21 protein-coding genes and 1 riboswitch are annotated in these 24,665 nt (G+C 47.1%); of the genes, 17 read left to right on the top strand and 4 right to left on the bottom strand.

Annotated features, from left to right (window positions below; genetic code table 11):
* The first annotated feature begins 22 nt into the window (after positions 1 to 22).
* From ACM6JA_RS29030 to ACM6JA_RS29005, 6 genes are all read left to right on the top strand, one after another.
* Complete coding sequence (locus ACM6JA_RS29030) at positions 23 to 1,129, top strand: carbamoyl phosphate synthase small subunit (protein ID WP_414855194.1); 1,107 nt, start codon at positions 23 to 25, stop codon at positions 1,127 to 1,129.
* Positions 1,122 to 4,364, top strand: coding sequence for a carbamoyl-phosphate synthase (glutamine-hydrolyzing) large subunit (gene carB / locus ACM6JA_RS29025; RefSeq protein ID WP_414855193.1), 3,243 nt, complete (start codon positions 1,122 to 1,124; stop codon positions 4,362 to 4,364). Before ACM6JA_RS29030 ends, carB begins: the two co-directional genes overlap by 8 nt.
* A complete protein-coding gene (gene argF / locus ACM6JA_RS29020) occupies positions 4,309 to 5,280 on the top strand; it encodes an ornithine carbamoyltransferase (RefSeq protein WP_414855192.1) in 972 nt (323 codons plus the stop codon). The genes carB and argF overlap by 56 nt, the downstream gene beginning before the upstream one ends.
* Positions 5,281 to 5,372: 92 nt before the next feature.
* Positions 5,373 to 5,454: riboswitch (cyclic di-GMP riboswitch) on the top strand.
* Complete coding sequence (locus ACM6JA_RS29015) at positions 5,424 to 5,567, top strand: hypothetical protein (protein ID WP_170206688.1); 144 nt, start codon at positions 5,424 to 5,426, stop codon at positions 5,565 to 5,567. Its footprint overlaps the riboswitch before it by 31 nt.
* A gap of 143 nt (positions 5,568 to 5,710) precedes the next feature.
* Positions 5,711 to 6,262: a DUF5317 family protein gene (locus ACM6JA_RS29010; protein WP_007718253.1), complete on the top strand. Its 552-nt coding sequence runs from the start codon at positions 5,711 to 5,713 to the stop codon at positions 6,260 to 6,262.
* Positions 6,246 to 7,583, top strand: a complete 1,338-nt coding sequence (locus ACM6JA_RS29005; protein ID WP_414855191.1) for an HD-GYP domain-containing protein — start codon at positions 6,246 to 6,248, stop codon at positions 7,581 to 7,583. Before ACM6JA_RS29010 ends, ACM6JA_RS29005 begins: the two co-directional genes overlap by 17 nt.
* 28 nt (positions 7,584 to 7,611) lie before the next feature.
* On the opposite strand, the gene ACM6JA_RS29000 is transcribed toward ACM6JA_RS29005, so the two are convergent.
* Entirely contained in the window at positions 7,612 to 8,151 is a 540-nt protein-coding gene (locus tag ACM6JA_RS29000) for a histidine phosphatase family protein (protein ID WP_414855190.1), read from the bottom strand.
* 276 nt (positions 8,152 to 8,427) lie between these two features.
* Here ACM6JA_RS29000 and ACM6JA_RS28995 point away from each other — a divergent pair, with 276 nt between their 5' ends.
* Together ACM6JA_RS28995 and argH are read left to right on the top strand one after the other, a co-directional pair.
* A complete protein-coding gene (locus ACM6JA_RS28995; RefSeq protein WP_414855189.1) occupies positions 8,428 to 9,687 on the top strand; it encodes an argininosuccinate synthase in 1,260 nt (419 codons plus the stop codon).
* Positions 9,684 to 11,129 carry an argininosuccinate lyase gene (argH, locus tag ACM6JA_RS28990; RefSeq protein ID WP_007718258.1) on the top strand — a complete coding sequence of 482 codons (1,446 nt, stop codon included), beginning with the start codon at positions 9,684 to 9,686 and terminating at the stop codon, positions 11,127 to 11,129. The genes ACM6JA_RS28995 and argH overlap by 4 nt, the downstream gene beginning before the upstream one ends.
* A gap of 59 nt (positions 11,130 to 11,188) precedes the next feature.
* On the opposite strand, the gene ACM6JA_RS28985 is transcribed toward argH, so the two are convergent.
* Positions 11,189 to 12,100 carry an acetamidase/formamidase family protein gene (locus tag ACM6JA_RS28985; protein WP_414855188.1) on the bottom strand — a complete coding sequence of 304 codons (912 nt, stop codon included), beginning with the start codon at positions 12,098 to 12,100 and terminating at the stop codon, positions 11,189 to 11,191.
* A gap of 139 nt (positions 12,101 to 12,239) precedes the next feature.
* Here ACM6JA_RS28985 and ACM6JA_RS28980 point away from each other — a divergent pair, with 139 nt between their 5' ends.
* The 3 genes from ACM6JA_RS28980 (at position 12,240) to ACM6JA_RS28970 (ending at position 14,415) form a co-directional block, all read left to right on the top strand.
* The gene (locus ACM6JA_RS28980; protein WP_414855187.1) at positions 12,240 to 13,340 is read left to right on the top strand and encodes a GerAB/ArcD/ProY family transporter; all 1,101 of its coding nucleotides are present in this window, start codon (positions 12,240 to 12,242) and stop codon (positions 13,338 to 13,340) included.
* A gap of 141 nt (positions 13,341 to 13,481) precedes the next feature.
* Positions 13,482 to 13,850 carry a hypothetical protein gene (locus tag ACM6JA_RS28975; protein ID WP_414855186.1) on the top strand — a complete coding sequence of 123 codons (369 nt, stop codon included), beginning with the start codon at positions 13,482 to 13,484 and terminating at the stop codon, positions 13,848 to 13,850.
* A 19-nt stretch (positions 13,851 to 13,869) separates the two neighbouring features.
* The gene (locus tag ACM6JA_RS28970) at positions 13,870 to 14,415 is read left to right on the top strand and encodes a hypothetical protein (RefSeq protein ID WP_414855185.1); all 546 of its coding nucleotides are present in this window, start codon (positions 13,870 to 13,872) and stop codon (positions 14,413 to 14,415) included.
* A 94-nt stretch (positions 14,416 to 14,509) separates the two neighbouring features.
* Here ACM6JA_RS28970 and ACM6JA_RS28965 read toward each other — a convergent pair whose 3' ends face one another.
* Positions 14,510 to 15,667, bottom strand: coding sequence for an iron-containing alcohol dehydrogenase (locus tag ACM6JA_RS28965; protein ID WP_414855184.1), 1,158 nt, complete (start codon positions 15,665 to 15,667; stop codon positions 14,510 to 14,512).
* A 336-nt stretch (positions 15,668 to 16,003) separates the two neighbouring features.
* Here ACM6JA_RS28965 and ftsE point away from each other — a divergent pair, with 336 nt between their 5' ends.
* From ftsE to ACM6JA_RS28935, 6 genes are all read left to right on the top strand, one after another.
* Positions 16,004 to 16,690 (top strand): cell division ATP-binding protein FtsE, encoded by a 687-nt coding sequence (ftsE, locus tag ACM6JA_RS28960; RefSeq protein ID WP_173612226.1) that lies wholly within the window; start codon positions 16,004 to 16,006, stop codon positions 16,688 to 16,690.
* A complete protein-coding gene (gene ftsX / locus ACM6JA_RS28955; protein WP_414855183.1) occupies positions 16,680 to 17,576 on the top strand; it encodes a permease-like cell division protein FtsX in 897 nt (298 codons plus the stop codon). The genes ftsE and ftsX overlap by 11 nt, the downstream gene beginning before the upstream one ends.
* A gap of 27 nt (positions 17,577 to 17,603) precedes the next feature.
* The gene (locus tag ACM6JA_RS28950) at positions 17,604 to 18,806 is read left to right on the top strand and encodes a murein hydrolase activator EnvC family protein (RefSeq protein WP_414855182.1); all 1,203 of its coding nucleotides are present in this window, start codon (positions 17,604 to 17,606) and stop codon (positions 18,804 to 18,806) included.
* Between the two features lie 92 nt (positions 18,807 to 18,898).
* Positions 18,899 to 20,368 (top strand): S41 family peptidase, encoded by a 1,470-nt coding sequence (locus ACM6JA_RS28945; protein WP_007718275.1) that lies wholly within the window; start codon positions 18,899 to 18,901, stop codon positions 20,366 to 20,368.
* 15 nt (positions 20,369 to 20,383) lie between these two features.
* A complete protein-coding gene (locus ACM6JA_RS28940; protein ID WP_414855181.1) occupies positions 20,384 to 21,745 on the top strand; it encodes a PDZ domain-containing protein in 1,362 nt (453 codons plus the stop codon).
* A gap of 122 nt (positions 21,746 to 21,867) precedes the next feature.
* Positions 21,868 to 23,577 (top strand): hypothetical protein, encoded by a 1,710-nt coding sequence (locus ACM6JA_RS28935; protein WP_414855180.1) that lies wholly within the window; start codon positions 21,868 to 21,870, stop codon positions 23,575 to 23,577.
* 64 nt (positions 23,578 to 23,641) lie between these two features.
* Here the strand turns inward: ACM6JA_RS28935 and ACM6JA_RS28930 are convergent, their stop codons facing one another.
* Complete coding sequence (locus ACM6JA_RS28930) at positions 23,642 to 24,574, bottom strand: flagellar hook assembly protein FlgD (RefSeq protein WP_414855179.1); 933 nt, start codon at positions 24,572 to 24,574, stop codon at positions 23,642 to 23,644.
* Positions 24,575 to 24,665 lie beyond the last annotated feature (91 nt).

Below are 24,665 nucleotides of genomic sequence, written 5' to 3'. Positions count from 1 at the left end.
TTGGAGAGGAGTGGCTTTATAGATGGATAGAGAGAATCAATCGTTAGGAACAGGATATTTAACGCTGGAGAGCGGCGAGGTTTTTACAGGGAAGCTGTATGGCGCCCCAATTAACGGATTCGGAGAAGTGGTTTTTCATACAGGAATGACGGGATATCAAGAGGTGATGACAGATCCTTCTTTTGCAGGGCAAATCGTTACCTTCACGTATCCCTTGATCGGAAACTACGGGATTAACGAAAAGGATTATGAGGGAGCCAAGCCAGCTTTGACAGGGATGATTGTCAGTGAGCTATGCATGGAGCCAAGCCATTACGAATCAAACATGAGTTTGGCCCAAGCGGCAGAAGCATTTGGATTCCCGATCCTTGCAGGGATTGATACGCGAACGATTACAAAGCGAGTCCGTCAAGACGGTACTGTATTCGGTGTTATTTCCGATCAGCCTATGCAGGTAGAGGAAGTTGTGTCCCTGCGCTACAAGCACGCCAAGAAATCATTAGTTGCCAACGTATCCAGACAACAAGTGGAGCGGTATCCGGGAACAGGGGAGCATGTCGTCTTGATTGACCTCGGCATGAAGCAATCGATTTTGGATGCCCTTCTCCAGCAGGGCTGCCGTGTCACGGTCGTTCCATTTGATACGAGTTTTAACCAAATCAATGCTCTCGCACCAGACGGCTTGTTGTTTTCCAATGGGCCTGGCGATCCGGAGCACTTGCTTGCGTATTGCAGTGAATGGCGCAAAGCCGTGGAGCAGTACCCGACATTGGGCATTTGTTTGGGGCATCAAGTATTGGCATTGATGTACGGCGGCAAGACAGAAAAGCTCGGATACGGTCACCGCGGCAGCAATCATCCGGTCAAGGATCTGATGACTGGCAAAGTATATATGAGTTCACAAAATCACGGGTACGTGGTCAAGGAAGAGTCTCTGGATAAACGACAGTTAACGGTTTCCTATCGCAATGTCAATGACGGTTCAGTCGAAGGATTGCGTCACGTCAGTCTGCCTGTTTTCAGTGTGCAGTTCCATCCGGAAGCACATCCGGGCCCTAGTGATACATCCCACATTTTCCACCAATTCTTGCAGTCGATGCGTGTAGTAGGAGCGAAGAGATATGCCTAAATTGCCACACATTCATAAAGTATTGGTCATCGGTTCTGGTCCGATCGTCATCGGGCAGGCAGCGGAGTTTGATTATGCAGGTGCACAGGCTTGCCTTTCCCTAAAAGAAGCTGGCGTGCAGGTCGTGCTGGTGAACAACAATCCGGCAACGATCATGACAGATGAACAAGTAGCGGACAAAGTATATCTGGAGCCGCTCACGGTGGAATCCGTGACAGCTATTATCGCAAAAGAGCGTCCCGATGGCCTCTTGCCTACGTTAGGCGGCCAAACGGGACTTAATCTTGCTGTTTCGCTGGCAGAAGCGGGCGTGCTGGAAAAGTACAGTGTGCAGCTTTTGGGTACGCCGTTGGCTGCCATTCAAAACGGGGAAGACCGTGAGCTGTTCAAGCAATTGATGCAACAAATCGGAGAGCCTGTTCCAGAGAGCGATACAGTTGAATCTGTAGAAGCAGCAATCGAGTTTGCGAACGTGATAGGCTATCCCGTTATCGTGCGTCCTGCTTATACACTCGGAGGAGCAGGTGGCGGGATCGCAGGGGATGAAGCGTCCTTGCGAAAGGTTGCAGCAGGTGGCATTGCGGCTAGCCCAATTGGTCAGGTACTGATTGAGCGCAGTGTAAAAGGCTGGAAAGAGATTGAATACGAGGTCATGCGGGACGCAAATGATACCTGCATTATCGTGTGCAATATGGAAAATTTGGACCCAGTAGGTATTCATACGGGAGACAGTATTGTCGTCGCGCCTTCTCAGACGCTGACAGATCGCCAGTACCAAATGCTGCGCAGCGTATCAACGAAAGTGATTCGTTCGCTTGGGGTAGTAGGCGGTTGCAATATTCAATTTGCGCTTGATCCGAATTCCGATCGGTATGTGTTGATCGAAGTAAATCCTCGTGTCAGTCGTTCAAGTGCGTTGGCGTCCAAAGCAACAGGCTATCCAATCGCGCGGATCGCCGCCAAGCTCGCATTGGGCTACGGACTGGATGAAGTACTCAATCCAATCACGGGCTATACGTACGCTAGCTTTGAACCAGCGTTGGACTACATCGTTGTCAAAATCCCACGCTTCCCGTTTGACAAATTCCCACTGGCAGACCGCAAGCTGGGGACGCAAATGAAAGCGACTGGCGAGGTCATGTCGATCGCCCGCAATCTGGAAGCAGGACTTTTGAAGGCAGTTCGTTCCCTGGAACAGGGCTGCACACATTTGACTCGACCAGAGCTGGCATCCTGGACACGTGAGGAGCTTGCACATTCCTTGCAGGAAGCGACTGATATCAGACTGTTTGTTTTTGCCGAGGCGATCCGCAAAGGCTTTACAGAAAGTGAGCTGCACAGTCTGACTGGTGTCGATCCGTTTTTCTTGCGGAGCTTGCGTAAAATCGTGGACTTGGAAGTAGAGCTGTCTTGCCACGATAGGAAAACACTGACCCCAGAGCTGTTGTTGGAAGCAAAGCGTCGCGGGTTTGCCGATGAAACCATCGCTTCACTAGTGGGTACTACACCTATCGAAATTAAATCACTTCGTCAAGCATCGGGCATTACGCCTACTTATAAAATCGTGGACACGTGTGCAGCAGAATTTGATGCTCAAACCCCTTACTACTATTCGGATTGGCAAGGAATAGATGAGGTCGAGTCACTGTCTGGCCGCAAAGTACTGGTACTCGGCTCAGGTCCCATTCGCATCGGTCAGGGTATCGAGTTTGACTACTGCTCTGTGCATGCAGCCAAAGCACTTCAGGCAAGTGGTATTGCGGCTGTCGTTGTGAACAACAACCCAGAGACGGTCAGCACTGACTATGAAACAGCCGACCATCTTTATTTTGAACCGCTTCACGTAGAAGACGTGCTGCATATCGCAGAACGCGAACAGGTAGAGGGCGTCATGGTTCAGTTTGGGGGTCAAACTGCGATCAATCTGGCAGCCAAGCTGGAGCATGCGGGTCTGAAAGTAATGGGTACGTCACTTACAGCCATCGAACGTGCGGAGGATCGCGAGCTATTCTACGCCATGCTGCGCAAGCTGGACATTCCGCATATTCCCGGTAAAGGAGTATCGTCCTTGGAGGATGCGACCGCGATAGCGGAGGAAATCGGCTTCCCTGTTTTGATGCGGCCTTCGTACGTCATCGGCGGGCAAGGTATGGTAGTAGTCCACACTATCGAGGAACTGCAAGTTACCATTCACGACTGGTTGAACCATCCGGACATGAGCATGTTTTTCCCACTCCTCGTGGATAAATACGTTCCAGGCAAGGAAGCAGAAGTAGATGCGGTATGCGATGGAAAATCTGTCATTATCCCAGGGATTTTCCAGCATGTGGAGAGAGCGGGCATCCACTCTGGCGACAGTGTAGCCTTGTTCCCAGCTCCTCAGCTGACGGATGACATTAAGCACAAAATCGCGAGCTATACAGAAGCAATCGCGAGGGAAATGGAAGCGGTCGGGTTAATCAATATCCAGTTCGTCATTGATGGGGAAACGGTTTATGTACTGGAGGTAAATCCACGTGCTTCACGGACCGTACCGATTACGAGCAAAGTGACTGGCATCCCGATGGTTCAATTAGCGGTTCGCGCACAATTGGGTGAAAAGCTGTCGGAGATGGGCTACGGTACAGGGCTTTTGCCAGAGATTCCGTTTGCAGTCGTCAAGGCGCCCGTTTTCTCCACGATCAAGCTGAACGGCGTAGACCCGGTACTAGGTCCAGAGATGAAATCGACGGGCGAAGTTCTCGGCTTGGGGCATTCTTTCGAAGAGGCAGCAGGCAAAGCCTTTGCTTTCAAGGACAATTTGTACGGCGACTGGCAAAAAGGTCAGTTGGTCATGATTTCTCTGGCAGATGGAGATAAGCAGGACGGCATAAGAGAGTCGATTGGACAAATGCAAGCAGACGGTGCCAATTTGGCGGCGACTCCGGGAACGGCCGAGTGGTTGAAAGCCGAAGGAATTGTCGTGAAGCATGTCGTGGCAGATGAAGCGGCGTGGATCGAGCTATTGCAAAAGGAAGAAGCAGCCTTTGCACTCGTTACTGCGACGAAAGGCAATCGTCAGGGCCGGACAGGATTTGCTCTGCGAAGCCGTATGGTACAGCAAGGTGTGCCGTTGTTCTCCGCTGTCGATACGTTCGAGTTATACGTGAAGTCTATTATGAAGAAAAGAGGTGGCTCGCATGCAGCCAGTGAAGATATTGGAACACTTTCAAAACTTGCCGTTACAAAAGCATAAAGGAAAAGATTTCTTACGCGTCGATGAATTCAACGGGGAGGAATTGATGGAGCTGCTCCATCTGTCTGCTCACGTCAAGCAATTGCAAAAGCTGGGACAGCCATTCCAGCCTTTGCAAGGCAAGACGTTGGGGATGATCTTTGACAAGGCTTCGACCCGCACGCGCGTCTCCTTTGAAGTAGGGATGCATCAGTTGGGTGGCCTAGGGATGTTTATGAGTGGAAAAGAGCTACAGCTCGGACGCGGGGAGCCAATCAGCGACACAGCGAAAGTTCTCTCTCGGTACGTGGATGCCATCATGATTCGCACCTTTTCCCACTCTTATGTAGAAGAGCTTGCCGAGCACGCGTCGATCCCTATTATCAATGGCTTGACCGATCTGTACCATCCGTGTCAGGCGTTGGCTGATCTGCTTACGATCTGGGAGCATAAAGGCAAGCTGAAAGGAGTCAAGCTCGCCTATGTAGGAGACGGCAACAACGTGGCGAATTCACTGGTGCTGGGCGCAGCTTTGCTAGGTCTGGATGTGCGAGTGGCGACTCCGGCAGGCTACGAAATGGATGCAGCAATTGTCGCAAAGGCTACAGAATACGCGAAACAAAGTGGTGGAAACATGATGGTGACCACCGATCCTACAGAGGCTGTCATGGGGGCAGATGCTGTATACACGGACGTTTGGACTAGTATGGGTTTTGAAGAAGAAAATGAGGTGCGATTGAAAGCATTTGCCGACTATCAAGTGAACGAAAAATTGGTAGCAGCGGCAGACCGTAATTATCTCTTCTTGCACTGCTTGCCAGCACATCGTGGAGAAGAAGTGACAACCGGAGTCATCGACGGATCGCGCTCTGTCATTTTCGATCAGGCTGAAAATAGATTGCACGCACAAAAGGCGATATTGGCGGCGCTGGTGTGAACATAGTTCTAGTTAAATAGAACTAGCTGTAATTAAATCGAATAGACTATGAATCTAGGATTGCCGAATTTTGTCACTTATGTGTAAAATAAAGGTAGGAAAGAAGCAAAGAAGTACGGACTGTATCTGGTCGCTTGGTCCGTATGGAGCCAGTAGCGAATCCAACCTTTTCCGTAATGGAAAAGGAAAGAGGAGCAGGGGCTGTACTTGGTCGCTTGGCCTCTGCATCACGGACAGTAGCGAAGCCAGCTTTCTCCACTATGCCTGAAGGGGGGAAAAGAAAATGAAAAAATGGTTCGCGGCAATTATGATGGTGGTTGCAATCGTAGCAGCTACTTCTGCAAACTTCCATATTGGATAATAAGCGTATTGGAGAAACAAACACCGCTTGGCTGAGTGGTGTTTTTTCTTCAAGCTTGGAGGAAACAACATGCTATTGGATGTAATTGCCCTATCTTTTCTCGTAGCATTGCTGCGAGGGGGAAGAATCAAGGAATTTCCTAAATTCAATCAAATAAAACTTCTTATCGTTACCATATTGCTGCAGGCTTGTGCAGTCATCTTCCCTACGATCGGTGGCCTTTTCATATCGATCGCGTATGTGTTTATTTTGGCTTTCCTCGTTTTTAATCGAGAATTTGAAGATATGCGGATATTTTTAATCGGCTGGTTTCTGAATGCGATTGCAATTTGGTCTAACAATGGAAAAATGCCAATCGATTTAGTCCAAGCAGCAAAGCTTCCTTATGATTTAGAACCAGTTGTAAACGGAACGAATTTCAAGCATAGTGTATTGACGGAAAGTTCAAATTTTCCATTTTTGACGGATGTCATCTACATGCCATCTATCATTCCTCGGATTATTAGCATCGGCGATATTTTTATTATGTTAGGCGCCTTTTTACTTGTTCAGCGATTGATGAATAAACCTATTTCATTACTACAACTTCGCGAAGGTAAAAGTTATGCGACAAAAAACTGATTATGCGGTTTGGATAAAGGGGATTGTTGTACAGGTTGGATTTGTCATTGCAGCAATCTATATTTTTTACACATCTTCATCTGAATGGGCTGTTCGTGAACATTGGGCGGTATTATCTACCTATACCCTCCTGACCATTTTCTCCTGTTTTGCTCCCGTGCGTATATCGAATACGATTTTAACAGTGAACAATGCTGTAATCTTTTCGGGTATCTTGTTGTACGGAGTGTGGGTCGGAGTATGGGCTGCTGTTATTGAATCTTTAATCATTGCTTTCCTGGTAAGGTTTAATCCGCTAAAAGCTATCATTAATATCGGGCAATTGTTAATGACTATATGGACAGTAGCTTTTTTGAAGGATTGGATCGAGGGCTTCGGAACCGTTTCTCCCATTATTAGCGATTTGTTTTTAGCTGTTGTGTATTGGTTTGTGAACCTGATTTTATGTGGATTGGGTATCTCCTATTTTCATCAAATGACTTGGGCGCGAACCGTAAAGATGATGGCAAAAGGTTTTACCTCGACTTACTTGCTGCTTTTAATTCTAGCAGGAGTAGGTTCACGGTTAGTAGAGTCATATGGCCCGCTAACACTAATTCCTATGATGATTGCGTTTATTACGATCAGCTACGTATTTCATCATTACTATGACAACCTTCAAAGACTTCAGCAAAAAGTAGAAGAGGTCAAATCATTCAATCACAACTTCTTAACGACGATGGCTGCTTCCATTGACGCACGAGATCGATACACAAGTGGACATTCTCAGCGTGTAGCTTACTGGGGAAGAGAAATTGCGAGAGATATTGGTTTGTCCGAAAGAAAAGTGGAGGATGTTTATATCGGGGGAATCCTGCACGACATTGGAAAAATCGGCATCGAAGACGAAATTCTCAATAAAAAAGGAAAGCTGACCCCGGAAGAGTACGACAAGATCAAGCAGCACACGGTCATTGGCTACGAAATTATTTTGCAAGCAGGGATGTTCAATGAATTGCTTCCTGCGATCCGCTCCCATCATGAGCGAATAGACGGAAGGGGATACCCGGATGGTTTAGCTGGGGATGAGATTCCGCTGGTGGCGAGAATTTTAGCCATTTCAGACGCTTTCGATGCGATGGTCGCGGACAGGCCATATCGAAAAGGCTTGCCAGTGGAGGAAGCGCTTCAAGAAATCAGACGGGGCTCCGGTACCCAATTTGATCCGATATTGGCGGAGCATTTTATCAGAATCGTTCAGCGACTGCCATACGAAGAGTTGCAGAGCATTATCGGAATGGAGTCCATCCCACAAAAACAGTTACAGGAGGCAATCAGATGAGCTGCCCCTTGTAACTGTTTTTATTCGTTTACGACCATATGCGGACGAGCTCTCTGGTTTCTAAATGGCAGGTAAGCTTGAATACATCTGGATTGCTTAATTTCTCCCAATCGTGAAAGCCAAAGCGGTCATCAATTGATTTCATGAGCAAGGCCAGCAGGCATCCGTGGCTAACGAGCACGATTTCTTTATGCGCATCTACCAAAATCTCAGTGAGCAATGAATCTACCCGGTTTATAGCAGTAAGACTGGATTCGCCCCCTTCGAATTCAAGCGTCAGGTCATTGAACGTATCGCGCAGTCGTTCGAACCAATCTTCACGTGGTACTCCGCTAAGGACGCGCTCGACCAAACGTGTGTCTTTTTCAACCACGATTCCGCGTTCCTGTGCAAGTGGTTGGATGGTAGCAATCGCCCGATGATACGGACTCGAAATGATTCGATCAATGGGAGAACCTGCGAAGAAGGTAGCAAGCTCCCGAGCTTGTACTTCTCCCTTTTCCGTGAGCAGTGCTTCGGGTTCTTGGCCAGTAGCCTGACAATGACGTACCAAATAAATTGTTTTCATAATCCCTCCAACAGATATCTCCTATGGAATTCCTCCTTTCATTCATTCTCTACCTTGGATAAGTTTCCCTTTCAATCCCACAACGTTTATGCATAAACAGATGATGAGTATGCATAAAAACAAGATACTCTTTATACGGAAAATGTATAATTCCTCTGCATCTCCGTTTTTGTCTGCGAATTCACAAGAAATATACAAGAAAAATAGTTGTATTTTTATTAGTTCGTTTGTATAATTACTCGCATAAGAGAAACTTCGAAACGGGGAGAGAGAATGATGGCAAAAGATAAAATTGTGTTGGCCTATTCAGGCGGTTTAGATACATCGGTAGCAATTAAATGGTTGCAAGATACGTATAACTACGATGTCATTGCAGTTGCATTGGATGTAGGGGAAGGGAAAGACCTCGATTTCGTACAGAAAAAAGCATTGCAGGTAGGGGCATTGAAATCCATCGTAGTGGATGCTAAAGATGCATTCGCAGAGGAATTCGTATTGCCAGCTCTGAAGGCAAACGCGATGTACGAAGGGAAATATCCGCTAGTGTCTGCACTGTCGCGTTACTTGATTTCGCGCGTGCTGGTTGAAATCGCGGAAAAAGAAGGCGCGGTAGCTGTCGCACACGGTTGCACAGGAAAAGGAAACGACCAGGTGCGTTTCGATGTTTCCTTTACAGCGCTGAACCCGGATATCAAAATCGTGGCGCCGGTTCGTGAATGGGGCTGGACGCGTGACGAAGAGATTGAATATGCGCAAAAGAACAATATCCCGATCCCAATCGATCTGGACAATCCATACAGCATTGACCAAAACCTATGGGGCAGAAGCTGCGAGTGCGGTGTTCTGGAAGATCCATGGGCAGCTCCTCCAGAAGGTGCATACGATCTGACGAAGTCGATCACGGATGCACCAGACGAGGCAGAAGAAATCGAAATTACTTTCGTGCAAGGGAAGCCAACTGCATTGAACGGCGAAGAGCTCCCACTGGCTGAGCTGATCCTCAAGCTGAATAAAATCGCTGGAAACCACGGCGTAGGCCGTATCGACCATGTGGAAAACCGTTTGGTGGGCATCAAATCTCGCGAAGTTTACGAGACACCGGCTGCGACTACCTTGATTTTGGCTCACCGTGAGCTGGAATTCTTGACGCAACCTCGTGAGGTGGCTCAGTTCAAACCAATTGTCGAGCAAAAACTGGCGCAAGTGATTTATGAGGGTCTCTGGTATTCGCCAATTCGCAATGCTGTCCAGGCGTTCATTGAAGAAACGCAAAAACACGTAACGGGTGTTGTACGCGTGAAGCTGCACAAAGGACATGCGATCGTTGTAGGCCGTACCTCTGCATCGTCTCTCTATAGCCATGAGCTGGCGACTTATAATGCAGGTGACCAATTCGACCACAAAGCAGCACTCGGTTTCATCAAGCTGTGGGGTTTGCCTACAAAGGTATACGCACAGGTAAACGAGGGTGTACTGCACGAGAATAAAAACACTGCCATTAAGATTTTGGATGAAAAGGATGCGATCAAGCAATGAAACTCTGGGGAGGACGCTTCACGAAGCCTACGAATCAACTAGTAGAAGAGTATACCGCTTCTATTTCTTTCGACCAGAAAATGTGGCGACAGGACATCGTCGGAAGCCTGGCTCATGTTGCCATGTTGGGCAAGTGCGGCATCCTGCCGATGGAGGAAGTAAGACAGATCATCGCTGGCTTGAAAAAGGTAAAAGAGAAAATTGAGCGTGGGCAAGCTGAGTTTCTCGTTGCGCACGAAGATGTGCATATGAATATTGAAAAGATGCTGATTGAAGAGATCGGTCCGGTAGGGGGAAAACTCCACACCGGCCGTAGCCGCAATGATCAGGTTGCGTTGGATATGCACCTGTACCTCAGAGAAAAGCTGATGGAGATCATCCAATTGGCGATGTATTTGCAAGAGGCATTGCTTGAGCAAGCGAGCCAGCATCTCGATACCGTCATGCCAGGCTATACACATTTGCAGCGTGCGCAACCAGTATTGTTTGGCTATCACCTGATGGCGTACGTGTCCATGCTGCAACGCGATATCGAGCGGATGACTGAGACGTGGAAGCGTGTGAATGTGCTGCCGCTTGGAGCAGGTGCTCTCGCAGGTACGACTTTCCCGATCGACCGCACATTTGTAGCGGAATTGCTGCAATTTGACGGTATCTATCAAAACAGCATGGATGCGGTGAGTGACCGTGATTTCATCGTCGAATTTTTGGCAGACGCTTCTTTGGTCATGACCCATCTTTCCCGACTATGCGAAGAGCTCGTCATCTGGAGCAGTCAGGAATTCTCCTTTGTGGAACTAGACGATGCATTTTGCACGGGGTCCAGTATCATGCCGCAAAAGAAAAATCCTGATGTAGCAGAGCTGGTTCGCGGAAAAACAGGGCGTGTTTACGGCAATCTGTTTGGATTGTTGACCGTATTGAAAGGTTTGCCGCTGGCGTACAACAAGGACATGCAAGAAGATAAAGAAGGCATGTTCGATACGGTAGCGACCATTCATGGGGCACTAGCGTTGCTCACGCCGATGATTAAGACGATGCATGTCAAAGCAGATCGCATGCGTCAAGCAGTTACCAACGATTTTTCCAATGCGACAGACTTGGCAGATTACTTGGTTCGCAAAGACATGCCGTTCCGTCAGGCGCATGAAGTCGTAGGGAGAACCGTCTTGTACTGCATCGAGCAGCAAAAATATCTTCTCGATTTGACCTTGGAAGAATTCCAGAGCTTCTCAGAGGATATTGGGGCAGATGTGTATGACGCTCTAGCTGTTGAGACAGTTGTCAATGCGCGCAACGTGCTGGGTGGGACCGCTCGTAATCAGGTAGAAGTACAAATTGATTGGTACCGCAAGCAACTGGTAGAAACACATGCTTGGGTGGACAAAAACAGTCAAAAGGTCATGATTGAATCCCTGATCGATGTCGGTTCACCTGCATAAAAACGTACATGCAGGAATAGCAAAACCCCAAAGCTTTGGGGTTTTTTTGCGTTCTATCCTTATCTACCAACTATTTTCGAATCAAAGCCTAATGAGGTTGCGTACGCTAGAGGCAACTCCATGCGGGCTGTCTTTAAAGGATCGACGACCTGACAGATACGCAAATCGCCCGCAGCGGAGAGCAGGAAGGTGGCTTCGGCCTTTTCTACGCCCAGCTCTTCGTATAGAAATTGTACCATGTTAATTACCGCTCGATCCGCTGCCTTGTCCAGCTCTTTTTCTGACGCAATCGTGATCAGGTGCTCTTGGTTGACTGCCATCGGTAACGGCCACTGCTTTCCTTTTATCACATCGAGCTTTACGGTTACTTCCCCTGCAATTTCCACACCACATACAGCTACTTCACCGTCAGCCATTGCAGCATGAAGGTCACCTAGGGCAAATAATGCGCCGGGAACATTTACAGGTAAAAGCAATGTAGTACCTTCACGTATTTGCTTGCAGTCCATGTTGCCGCCGTGATCGCCCGGCGTACCGCACGAAATGGCTTCTTTGGCAGGAGCTGTTCCAATTACGCCAATCATGGGATTGATCGGAACCTGAAGCTTGTCTGACAAGACAGCTTGTCCATCTTGTATCGGAATCATTTTGATCACATTTTCTTGCAGGGCAAATCCCATTACACCCAGTTCTGGTCCAGTAACCATTACGCCTTGATTTTTAATCTCAATTTTCTGAATATGAACAACCAAAATATCGCCTGGTTCTGTTCCTTCTATATAAATAGGGCCGGAAGCAGGGTTGATCCGATTCCAATCAAGCTCTTGAAACACGGTGTCAGCCGATTGGATTTGATCCTCGAAGCAATCGCAGGTTTCAAACGTGACGATACTGCCTGCTTCTACCTTCAAGACCGGCCGATTCTCAGGAGACATGGCATAAATCACGTTCCGCTTATTTACTCTGTACATGGTTGCAGTCCTCCAGTCCATTTCGGAATTTACATATATTTCTTTATCATAGCATGAAATGCCTATGTGTTTAGCGCCGAATCATGCAGGAAATAATTGTACAAAGGGATCGAAGGCCTAAAGAGAGCAGGGAGCAATTATGCAAGAGACCAACAAGATCAGTCCCCGTCAACTATTGATGCTCGTCACCCTTGTTACCATTGGGGACTCCGCTCTCGTCCTGCCTGGCATGACGGCTGCACTCGCTAAACAAGATGCGTGGATATCTGTCCTGGTCGGGCTTGTGGTGGGACTGCTCAATATTGTCTTACTCATAGCTGTGGGGAAGCTTTATCCGAATCAAAGCTTTTTCACCTTCGTTGATCAAACCGTTGGGAGAGTACTAGGAACGATCATTACACTCTCATTTATTAGCTATACTCTGTTTTCGGCAGGGGCGCATGTGATGGAAATTGGCGACTTTGTTGGCACGCATCTATTAGTCTCGACTCCAAGATTCGCGATACAGCTGTTGTTTGTCATTGTGATTATGTTTGGTGTCAGTTTGGGACTGCAAACAGTCGCAGAATCGGCAGAAATCTATTTTGTCTGGTTCTTTTTCTTTTTTGGTTTACTCATGATTACTCTACTACCACAGGCGGAAATATCGAGAATTCAACCTGTATTTGAAAATGGGTGGACGCCTATTTTGCAGGGATCTACGGCGGCAATTACCTTTCCTTATTCAGAGCTGGTCATTTTTATGGCGGTTCTTCCGTTTGTCTCGCCCATCCAAAAACGGATGAGATCTTTTTTTCTGGGGACGTTGCTTGGGGGAATTGTGCTGTTCATCATCATGCTGATGTGCATCCTTGTTTTGGGGGCAGATCAGACTGCGCGGCATTTTTATCCGACCTATGTTCTCATCAAACAGCTGAAGCTCGGGGATTTCATTCAGCGGCTAGAGGCGATTATTGCGGTGATCTGGTTTATCGCGGTGAGCGTCAAAATTACGCTGTATTGTCTGTTTTTTCATTTGGGCATCCGTCACGTCTTTCGAATCGACAACTTCAGGGTTCTAATTTTTCCGTACATCGTTTTGCTCATGGTGATGTCCATGATTTTCTCACCCAATATGGTTGTCTTTGGCGACATCATTGCGAAGTACTGGCCATTCTATGATTTTACCTACAGCATCGGTGTACCGTTGGTGCTGTTATGCGGAAATCTTATTCGGAAAAAATGGTTGAATCAAAACTGACGAGGTCAAAAGAAAGCCGTACTCCTTAACGGAGCATGGCTTTTTGTGTCGTTTTACGGGCGAGAATTGTATGAAATAGAGTAGTGTTGTAAAAATAATACATTTACAATAATTGGATTGTAATAAAAAGGGGAGAATTAAATGAAAAGAAAATTGTTTTTAACAGTTGCTTCCTCTCTATTAGCTGTTACCGCAGTATCTTCAGTTGCATTTGCTGCCTTAGGGTTTAAATCGAGTCAGACTTTTACGGTAGTATCTGCAACATATGATGACAAATATATGAGTGCATTAGGAAGAACAGAAGGGAATTCCGATACAGTTAAGGCAAAGGTCTATGTAGAGATTTATAAAGATGGTAAGTTTCAAGATAGTGCTGTAGATGAAAGAGATGGAGAATGGGCAGAAGCCCAAGTTGATGTAACTTACGGAAAAGGTAAATATACTGCAAAGTCTAACCACAAAATTTGGGACGCAGCAGGAAAAACCAAGACGACCACTACTAAAGGGTAAAACTTTATGAAATAGAGATATGAAAAAGGAAAAATTATTTGGGTGGAATATATTCACTCTTTCTATATGTGTTACTATTGCTGCAGTCGCATCATTAATTTTTCTCCATGTAAATTCTATGAACGCAGAAGATGCTCTGATTACACAAGAAAAAAAGACATATATGAGGGACAAGCGATCCAAAGAAATTAATGATATGCTTGAGCAATCTTGGCAGAATGCGATCAATATTTTCGCGTTGAATAAGGATGATCTTGAAAAATTTGATTGGTTCGATTCCGATCATATAACTATGAATCTGCAGGAACCAGAGAGTACCCACTTTTCCGAAGACTTAACCAATGCGCTAAATAGTGTACGAAAACCAGGTGATCTTGTTCCAGTCGTATTGACCACATCAAATCTATCAGAGGTATATATTCTTTTTCAGAGAGAAGAAGGAAATGGAAATTTTGTTAAGATGAAAATAGTTTCGTATATTGAGAAAGAGAAAATTAAACAGGATCAGTTGAATTCTAGAAACTGGAGGATATCTTCAATAGAAGAAAAATATCCAAGTGGATAGTAATAAACATAGAAAATATAAGAAGCCTTAGTTCGGTCTTATACTGGACTAAGGCTTCTTTATATATTTTTAAAACCGAAATACGAAACTAGATTTACAAACTTAATCGAAGAATCTGTGCCACATCGTCACTCGTCAACGTTTTAAACTGACCGATCGGGCCAAACGGAGTGGCTTTTTCGGCCATGAGTTGCAAGTGCTCATCGGTGATTTCGTAATCAGCCAATCGGGTCGGGGCACCGATACGCGCAAAGAAAGCTTCTGTAGCGGTAATCCCCTCCAAGGCGATCTCATCATCTGTCTTGCCGGAAGGATCAACATTCCATACCTCTGTTGCGAAGCGCACGAAGCGAGCGACGTTTTCACGGTACACATAGCGCATCCATTTCGGGAAGATGATCGCCAGACCGCCACCGTGCGGGATGTCGTAAACAGCACTGACAGCATGCTCAATGGAGTGGGTTGCCCAGTCTGTTGTGACACCAACCGGGAGAGTGCCGTTCAATGCCATTGTTCCGCAGTACAGGATGTTGGCACGAGCAGCGTAGTCTTCCGGATTGGTGAGGACGCGTTCTGCATTTTCGATAACGGTCTTCATGATCGACTCAGCAAAACGTGTTTGCAATGGAATCTCGGTTGTATGCGTGAAATACTGCTCGAATACATGGGACAAAATGTCGCTGATTCCGTAGATTGTTTGGTCGCGAGGTACGCTAAACGTATGCTCAGGGTCCAGAATCGAAAACGCCGGAAACGTCGTGCCAGCTCCATGCTTTTCTTGTGTCTCCCAGTTGGTGACGACACTTCCCCGGTTCATTTCAGAACCAGTAGCAGCAAGTGTCAGTACGGTACCGAGGGGCAGAGCCTTTTGTGCGACCGCTTTACGCGTATAAAAATCCCATACATCTCCCTCGTAAGGCACACCAATCGCGACTGCTTTGGCCGCGTCGATTACACTGCCACCACCAACAGCGAGTATCCAATTAACGCCTTCTTGGCGGCATAGCTCAATTCCTTTGTTCACTGTACTCAAACGTGGATTTGGCTCCACTCCTGCCAACTCATGCACACGGCAGCCCGCAGACTGGAGGAGAGAAATCACTTTGTCGTAGAGACCGGTTTGCTTTATACTGCCACCACCATATACCAAAAGAACAGTGGGACCTAGCTGTCTTGCTTTTTCCTCGAGCTGGGCCAATTGACCCCGTCCAAAAATCAGCTGTGTCGGGTTATGGTAAACAAAATTTTCCACGGTATAACCAGCTCCTTTTACATGATGACTTTCTTGTCACACTCATTGTAGCCAACTGTTTTCCATGAAGCTAGGCGGGAATGTGCAATCTTATTTTCTCCCTAATTCGTGACAGATGTTAACATTCGAAGCTGTTTCGACAAGAAATGAGAGATTTAGTGGATACCATCCTTGAATCGTGGTGGTATAATGGATAAGATGGGAAATCCCGCTGTTTTTCAACAAGGTATGTCAGCGGTTGCTAGTGGGTAGAGGGGTTTTGTCGATTTTACCGTTAACAAAAAATCAGGATCAAGATACATAGAGAAGGATCTGACGAAGTAGGATGTGATTTGCTTGATCGAAATGTTCGATGTGTGGAAAACATACCCGAATGGTACGAATGCTTTGAAAGGTATCAACATTCGAATCGAAAAGGGTGAATTTGTGTACGTAGTTGGCCCCAGTGGAGCGGGTAAATCTACGTTTATCAAATTAATGTACCGTGAAGAGAAGCCGACGAAAGGACAAATCTTTTTGGGTGGCTTCAATGTCAGCAGAATTAAAGAACGTCAAATTCCATTAGTCCGCCGCAGTATCGGTGTCGTGTTCCAGGACTTCAAGCTGCTGCCGACGTTGACCGTTTTCGAAAACGTCGCATTTGCGATGGAAGTAATCGAGAGCAATCCTAAACAAATCAAGCCGCGCGTGATGGATGTTTTGGGACTCGTAAAACTCAAGCATAAAGCCAAAATGCTGCCAAACGAGCTGTCCGGTGGTGAGCAGCAACGTGTTGCCTTGGCGCGAGCACTGGTAAATAGTCCGGGAATTATTATCGCGGACGAACCGACAGGGAACTTGGACCCTGAGACCTCTTGGGAAATCATGAAGCTGTTTGAAGAAATCAATCAGCGTGGAACGACAGTCGTCATGGCTACCCACAATAGGGAAATTGTAAACACCATGAGAAAACGGGTGGTTGCGATCGAAGCAGGCCAAATTGCCCGTGATGAGCAGAGAGGGGAATATGGTTATGAAGATTAGGACGCTGGGGCGCCATGTCCGTGAAGGGGTCAAAAACCTCGGGCGGAACGGCTGGATGTCGTTCGCTTCTATTAGTGCCGTAACCATTACCCTCTTTATCTTGGGCGTTTTCCTCATTCTGGCGATGAACGTCAATTACTTTGCGCAAACCGTCGAAAAACAAGTAGAAATTCGCGTTTTCATGGACTTGCTGGCGACAAAAGAAAACATCACACAGGTTGAGAATAACATCAAGAAACTTCCGCAAGTCGAGTCTGTTTCATTTATACCGAAAGACGAAGGGCTGAAGCAGTTTAAAGAGAGCCTTGGTGAAAAAGCGTATTTGTTTGAAGGATTGGAGGAAAGCAATCCTCTGCCGGATGCGTTTACCGTAAAAACGAAGCAACCGCAAGACACTGCTGCTGTTGCCGCTCAAATTAAAAATCTCCAGTATGTCAAAAGCCTGACCTATGGGGAAGGCACTGTGGATAAGCTGTTTTCCTTGACAGGAGCAGTTCGTAATGTCGGGATTGCTTTTATTATTGGACTTGGCTTTACAGCGATGTTCTTGATTGCCAACACGATTAAGCTGACAATTGTGGCACGTCGCAGAGAGATTGAAATCATGAAGCTGGTTGGGGCCACGAACTGGTTTATCCGTTGGCCATTCTTTGTGGAAGGGCTGTTGATGGGTGTGGCAGGGGCATTGATTCCGACCATTATGTTAACGGTTGGGTATTACTACCTCCTGGATGCCATTCACTCCAGCTTTGAAGCTTCCCAACTGTTTAAACTGTTGCCGCTATTCCCGCTCGTGTATCAAGTGGCGCTGGCTTTGCTTGCGATTGGTGCATTCATCGGGATTTGGGGAAGTTTGGTGTCCGTACGTCGCTTCTTGCGAGTTTAATAATTTGAAGAGCGTGGGAGGAGTAACATGAGAAAGAGAATCCTGCTAGCACTCGTAATCACTGGGCTTGTGGTTGGTACTGTGCTCCCGACAAATGTAAGCTTGGCAGCGCCTAGTAAGGCCTCTTTGGACAAGATTAATCGAGAGCTAAAAGAAATTCAAAAGAAGAAGAAAAGCCAGCAGCAGCAATTGAAGAAGACCGAAGAACAGATTAATGTCGTGCAAAAAGAGAAAAAAGGCTTGGAGACGCAATTGATGCAAATTGATTTGCGGCGCAACGATACACAGAAAAAGCTGGACAAGCTTGAGCAGCAAATGGATGATACCAAGGAAAAAGCAGCAAACGCTCAGGATAAACTGGATGAAGCAAAAGACCGCGTAGCCAAAAGGGATGCCTTGCTCAGAACGCGTGTGACTTCCATGTATGAACGCGGTACGATCTCCTATTTGGATGTACTTCTCGGTTCCTCTGACTTTGGGGACTTTTTGACGCGCATGCAGGCCTTGCAGCTTATTTTGGAGCAGGACACGCGTATTTTAGAGGATAACATTCGCGATAAGGAAACGATCGAGACCAAAAAGAAAGAAATTGATCATCAACTGACTGTGTACGCTGGGATGTTCGATGAGGCTGAGGAGCTCAAAGTCGAATTGGACAAGCAGTACAAGCAAAGTCTAGTGGTGAAGGCTGAACTGGATAAGAAAGAATCTGCACTGGAAGTGGATTTGGAGCAGTATGGACAGGAGCTTTTGGCTAGCACCAAACAAGAAGCAGCCAAATACGCGGAACGAGTACGTGCGATGAGCGCATCCAGTACAGGCTACAAGGGTGGAAAGTTTGCCTTGCCAGTCGCAAGTGGACAATTCCGCTTCACTTCGGGCTTCGGAATGCGGTCAGACCCGTTTACAGGCCGCTCGGCTGGGCATAATGGTTTAGATATGGCAGCACGGAAGGGAACGCCAATTATGGCAGCGGCTGACGGAATCGTTCTCTTTGCAGGATATAACGGCGGCTACGGGAATACAGTAATGATCAAGCATAACGCGGAATATACCACTCTGTACGGTCATATTCGCGAGGGAGGTATCAAGGTTTCTGTTGGGCAAGCCGTATCGAGAGGTCAAAAGATCGCAGAGGTAGGATCAACAGGTCGCTCAACCGGAAATCACGTACACTTTACCGTCTATAAAAATGACGTAGCAGTCAACCCAATGCCGTACTTGAAGTAGACCCTCGTGCGACCAGACAAATATTGTTAACGGAACATGCATACACTAGCAGCATATCTTTTTCCGGTAGCACAAAGGATGGTGACGTAACAGTGAGATGGAAAGGACGTACCGTTATCGCGCTTGTACTCATCTCCATGGTAGCCAGTAGTTTTATTACGATGGCGATCATGAAGACATCGGCTAGCGCCAGTTCAAGTCAAGGTGGAGCTTTAACAGCATCCAGCATGGCGCTATTTTCTGGGAGCGGAGATTATCCGAAAGAGTTCCAGAAGCTGTACGAGGCGTTTTCAGCAATCAAGAAAGATTACATCCAAAATGTCACCAATGAGCAGTTAGTAGAGGGTGCAATTGGCGGAATGGTCGGGTCGCTCGAAGATCCGTACAGTGATTACATGGACCCTCGTTCTGCTGAGGAGTTCACATCAACCCTACACTCGACTTTCCAAGGGATCGGGACAGAGGTAACGATGCAAAATGGTCGGGTAACGGTTGTTTCGCCATTCAAAAACTCCCCAGCAGAGCGTGCAGGGCTGCGACCAAACGACCAAATTTTGAGCGTAAATGATGAATCTCTTGAAGGATTGGACCTGCATCAGGCAGTGACGAAGATTCGCGGTCCAAAAGGAACAAAGGCGGTTCTCAAAGTAGTGAGAGCAGGAGTGCCAGAGCCTCTTACCATCGTGTGTGTTCGTGACGATATTCCGATTGAGACGGTAAACAGTCAGATACTCGAGAAGAACGGTGTCAAAGTAGGCGTGATCAACCTTACCCAATTCTCTACAGAAACAGCTAAGCACTTCAAAGATCAGCTGGCTGCTCTCGAACAGAAGGGGATTGGCGGTTTGGTCATTGACGTTCGAGGCAATCCGGGAGGGTATTTGTTAGCCGTGAAAGAAATCGGAGAAATCCTTGTTCCAAATAAAGGTAAGATCGTGCAAATCGAGTATGGAAATGGCGGACAGCAAAAGGAAGAGTATTTCTCGACTACAGAAGCTGCTAAGCCTTACCCAATCTCGGTACTGATTAATGGCGGAAGCGCCAGTGCTTCGGAAATTCTCGCAGGTGCTCTGCGGGATAGCGGCAACTACAAGCTGGTCGGTGAGAAGACCTTTGGTAAAGGAACCGTTCAGAGTACCATGGAAATGAACGACAAGAGCCAATTGAAGCTGACGATTGCCAAGTGGGTCACACCGAAGGGTGAATGGGTCCATAAAAAAGGCATTACGCCAGACTTTGCAGTCAAGCAACCAGACTATTTCAACGCAACTCTGTTGCCGGCAGATAAAGTATTGCAGCGCGATATGGCTGGCACTGACGTGAAAAACCTGCAGCTCATCCTGAAGGGCTTGAATCTGTCCCCAGGACGAGAAGATGGCTATTTTGATGAAAAGACAGAGGAAGTAATCAAGCAGTTCCAAACCTCCAACAAACTTGAGGTAACTGGCAAAGTAGACGCGAAGACACGCTCTTCGCTGGAAGAAAGTCTCCGTAAAACGATGACGAAGCCAGAGAATGACCTGCAATTGCAAAAAGCGCTGGATGTAGTCACGGGTAAGTAATGAATAATCAAGAAAATGGAAGCAGGTAATTCCCTGCTTTCCGTAGAAATGATAACCACGGCAAATCAAATGCCGTGGTTTTTCTTTCTTTTAATTGAGGTGAGGCAATTGGCGATACAGGCAGATATGCTTACCATTGCATATGGCTTTGCCGCATTTTTTATCAATCCTGTCTTCTATCTCTTTCTGGTGTTTATTTATTTGCATTATCGCAGACAGATGAACCTGGAAAGACAGCTTTTTTCTGCACGCATTCAGTCCCCCTTGCTCTCGACGATACGGGCTGTAGGGATGGGCTTGGTGGGAGGCTTGCTTATTTCTCTTCTTAGTGCAGGACTCGGCGTGGTCGTGCAAGCACAGGATTTGTGGATACTATGGGGATTGGCGCTCATCTTGGCGCTGATTCGTTTACGGTTTCTCTGTTTCGCATATGCTGCAGGGATTTTGGCGATTTTACACGCGATCACACAGGTCATTCCACCGGTTACGGATGTTCCTGGATTGAGCTATGTCTGGGAAATGATTCGTCAGGCGAAGCCTTTGCCGTTGCTTGCGTTAGTTGCGGTCATGCATCTGATTGAAGCGATGCTCGTACGCTGGAATGGCGGGCGGGACGCTTCTCCGCTGTTCGTGGAAGGGCAGCGTGGTCGGATCGTCGGTGCCTATTTGCTTCATTCTTTTTGGCTGACGCCAGCCGTGCTGTTCGTACAGATGGAGCCAGGTGCTATCAGCGGTGCGTTGTATCCAGGGTGGCCGTTCTTTTCGCCGGAAGCCGCTTCATTCGGACTGATGCTTCTGCCGACAGTGACCGGATTCTCTGATATGACACAAACGATGACTCCGTATAGAAAAGCAACGCAGGTTGCGAAAAATTTGACACTGTATGCGATTGGTTTGTTGGGCTTGTGCGCTCTGGCTGTATGGTTTTATCCGTTGATCTTGCTGGCCGCGATCTTTGCACTGTTCGGTCATGAGGCGCTGTTTTTCTGGAGTCAGTATCAAGAAAGAAAGCGTTCGCCTTATTTCATCCAGTCTTCGCGTGGTGTAAAGGTAATGGGTGTCATTCCGGGTACGAGAGCAGAGGAGATCGGTATCACGCCCGGTGAGATTATCGTGAAAGTAAATGGCATTTCGGTGCGGGAAAAAGAAGATTTATATCCGGCGTTACAAGCCAATCCTGCCTTTTGCAAAATGGAAGTACTCACGCGTGAAGGCGAGCTGAAGTTCGTACAGTGTGCGGTTTATGCGGGCAATCATCACCAACTGGGGATCATTGTGGTTCCGGATGCAAATACCCGTGCATTTGTTGATTTGAAACGCGCCAGTGTAGTCGAGCTGATCAAGCAAAAGCTGGAGAAGCTGAATGTAGGAGCATAAGGATAGTTGGGGGAGAAGGTATGCAGACAAACGTGCATACCTTCTTTTTTTCGAGCATAGCTTGTCCATTCGGTAACTTACGGGTAGCTGTTGCGTCTCAATGTAGGAGGAAAAAAGAGGGAGTGGGTTCGGTGTTCAAAGTGAAAAGAACGGTCTCGTGGTTTTTGTCAGGTACATTAGCTGCCGCCACAGTTTTTGCCGGCCCCTTATCAGGAGTAGGCGCAACGAGTCATGTGACCGTAGCGCAGGCTCAATCGGTTGTGGCTGTGCCGATGCTTGTGACGAAAGGTGTCCAAAAGCTAGTCAAGCTTTTACCGGAGCTGTCTTCGCGCTATGTCGTTTACGGTGGTGATGTGGATGGACCCGGTGTTAGCGGGGTGGTGGTCACGTTTGCACAGTCTGCTGCTGAGGCTGAATCGTCTATGGATGATGCGATTTTTGATGGACAGACAGGAGAGCTGCTCAGACTGAATCTTACCCCGAAAGCAGCAACAAAGCCTGCCTACCCGAATGAGCAGCAGGCCAAAGCACGTGCGTTGGCTTTTGTCGCTGGTTTGCAGGGAACTGGTACAGGTAACACCTATCAGGCGAGAGAGGTTTATAAAAATAAGGACTTATTGACGGTTCGACTGGTGCGAGTCCTGAATAATGTGGTGCTCGACGACGATTATGATTGTCTTGTCAGCTTTGATGCATCGGGAAGAATCGTTTGGTTTTCTACGTTTGATGGCAGATTATACGAAAAAGTAAGTCCCTCTTCACTCCCATCTCCTCAGCGCGTCATCTCCCCCGAACAAGCAGTACGAAAGTGGCAAGAAAGCCGTCCATTAGAACTCGTTTATTTATTGCCCATTCATAATCAAAGCGATCAGGTAGAAGCAAAACTCGCTTATGTCCTGAAAAATGGAATCATAACGCAACAACATACAGGTAGTGCATTAGATGCCTTTAGTGGTAAACGATTAGTAACAACGAATACCCGAGCGACAACCACCCCGTCTCAGACCATCAATGTGACCGGAACAGGAGAGAAGTGGGTAGCGCAAACAGAGACGCAAGCGCGTGATTTGTTACGCATGTTGTTTAGAATAGAAACAGAAAAGCAGCCGCTGTCCATCTACGAGGCGAGTTACAATGATGGTCCAGCCCTTCGTTATTTCATATGGGGAAGTTTTGGTGAGGGGGTTCCCGATGCCGACAAGATATCTCGAATGGCGACCTTTCCTGAGGGAAGCAGTAACGGCGAGCAGCATCATCTCCTCGTGACGGATGCAAAGACTGGTGAACTGCTTGAATTTTCTACTAAGGTGAACAATCCGCAATGGTCTAACGTGAAAACGGATAAGAAGCGGGATCGAATGGAAGCGGAAAAGCTTTTGAAAAGACTGACTCCGTCTGGAAGCAATCAGATACAAGTAACGGAGGATGGAGATGAAAGGTACACCTCGATCATAGCTGATCCCCTTGTGAACGGCATTCCGGTATATGGGAGCAATCAGAGTGTGGAACAGGGGATGTATTCGATTCGGATCGATTCATGGACGGGTACATGGGAGCAGGTGAGCATAAATAAACCGGCCAGTGTCAAATACCCGGCCCGTTCCAACGCGCTTAAAGAACAAGTGGCTATGACCCGTTTACTACAAACCTTTCCACTTGAGCTGACCTACATCCACCAGCCAGATTACAAGAAAAACACGATTACCTGGAAGCTCGGCTATGACCTTTCTTTTCGCCAAACTCGCTCGCATTGCTTCTGCGGGGGAGAATTTAAAGTAGATGATACATTTTATGTGGATGCGATAACCGGAAAAGTGATTGTAAACGAATAGGAACCTGCATAATAAAAAGCCGCCTTCTCCGATTTCGAAGATGTGCGGCTTTTTGTATAGGATTCTAGGCAGTTGCTTCGAATCCCGTAATTTGATTGAGACCGACTTTCTTATCATCCTTGAGGACGAATTCGACTACCCCGTTTTTCATGCTGACAGCTTTGACCACGCCTGTAAGAGGCGTATTGGTAGTGGTACCGTCCGGATTCGTCTGAGACTGATTGTACGTGATGTTGTAGCCGATCATTTGCGCGTAGGCAAGGGAGTTGCCCATTGTTCTGTTTTCAGGTTTCACCGTCATGCCTACGATTTCTTCGGCTTTTACGGTTGATCCATTATCCAGTTGGAATTGTGCAGTACCATTTTTGGTAGTAAAGCCAGTGATGACGCCATTCAAGATTTCATCCACCTTGGAAACGTCGTGTGTGGTATCTGGATTGCCATCCCGGTCGACTTCCTTGGTTACTTTATAGGAAATCTCTCGACCGATCATTTCCATGTACTTCACGCTGTTATCGAGCGTATTACCAGCCAGACCTTGCGATTCCAGTCCGGAGACGTCTGCCAGTGGAATCGGTGTCGATTCGCCTGCGACACGGAAGTAGATTTTGCCTTGATCCATGTAGACGGCATCAAGTACGCCTTCTTTCTTCTCCGTCTTAGTTTCTCCCGTCATCTCGTCTTTAGTAGTAAGGGAATACGAGGCTGTACGACCTACCAGCTTTTCATACTTTTCCAAAGTGACCATGCTGTTGTTCGATTGCTCCATCAGCGTGGTCATTTTTGTGATTTTTTCTACCATGGTCAGCATACTTGTTTGCTGGATGAACTGAGAGTTGTCCATTGGGGACATAGGGTCTTGATGCTTTAACTGCTCCAGCATGAGCTTCATAAAGGCATTTTGGTCGAGCTCGGTGGTGAATTCTTTTTTGCCTTTATAGCTCAAATGCGGTTGTATATAAGGGTTATTTTTAACGGTTGTTCCGGTATCTGACATGTCAATCCTCCCTGAAGGTGGCGAGTCTATCTGTGCATGTTTGCACTTCCTTCATCTTATATCGGAAAAATCGGTGGAAAGATGAAGACAA

Origin of the sequence: Brevibacillus sp. IT-7CA2 (assembly GCF_949767855.1) — a bacterium.
Lineage (GTDB): Bacteria > Bacillota > Bacilli > Brevibacillales > Brevibacillaceae > Brevibacillus.
Note: the sequence above shows the minus strand (reverse complement) of the source record. Positions and strands in the feature narration are given on the sequence as shown.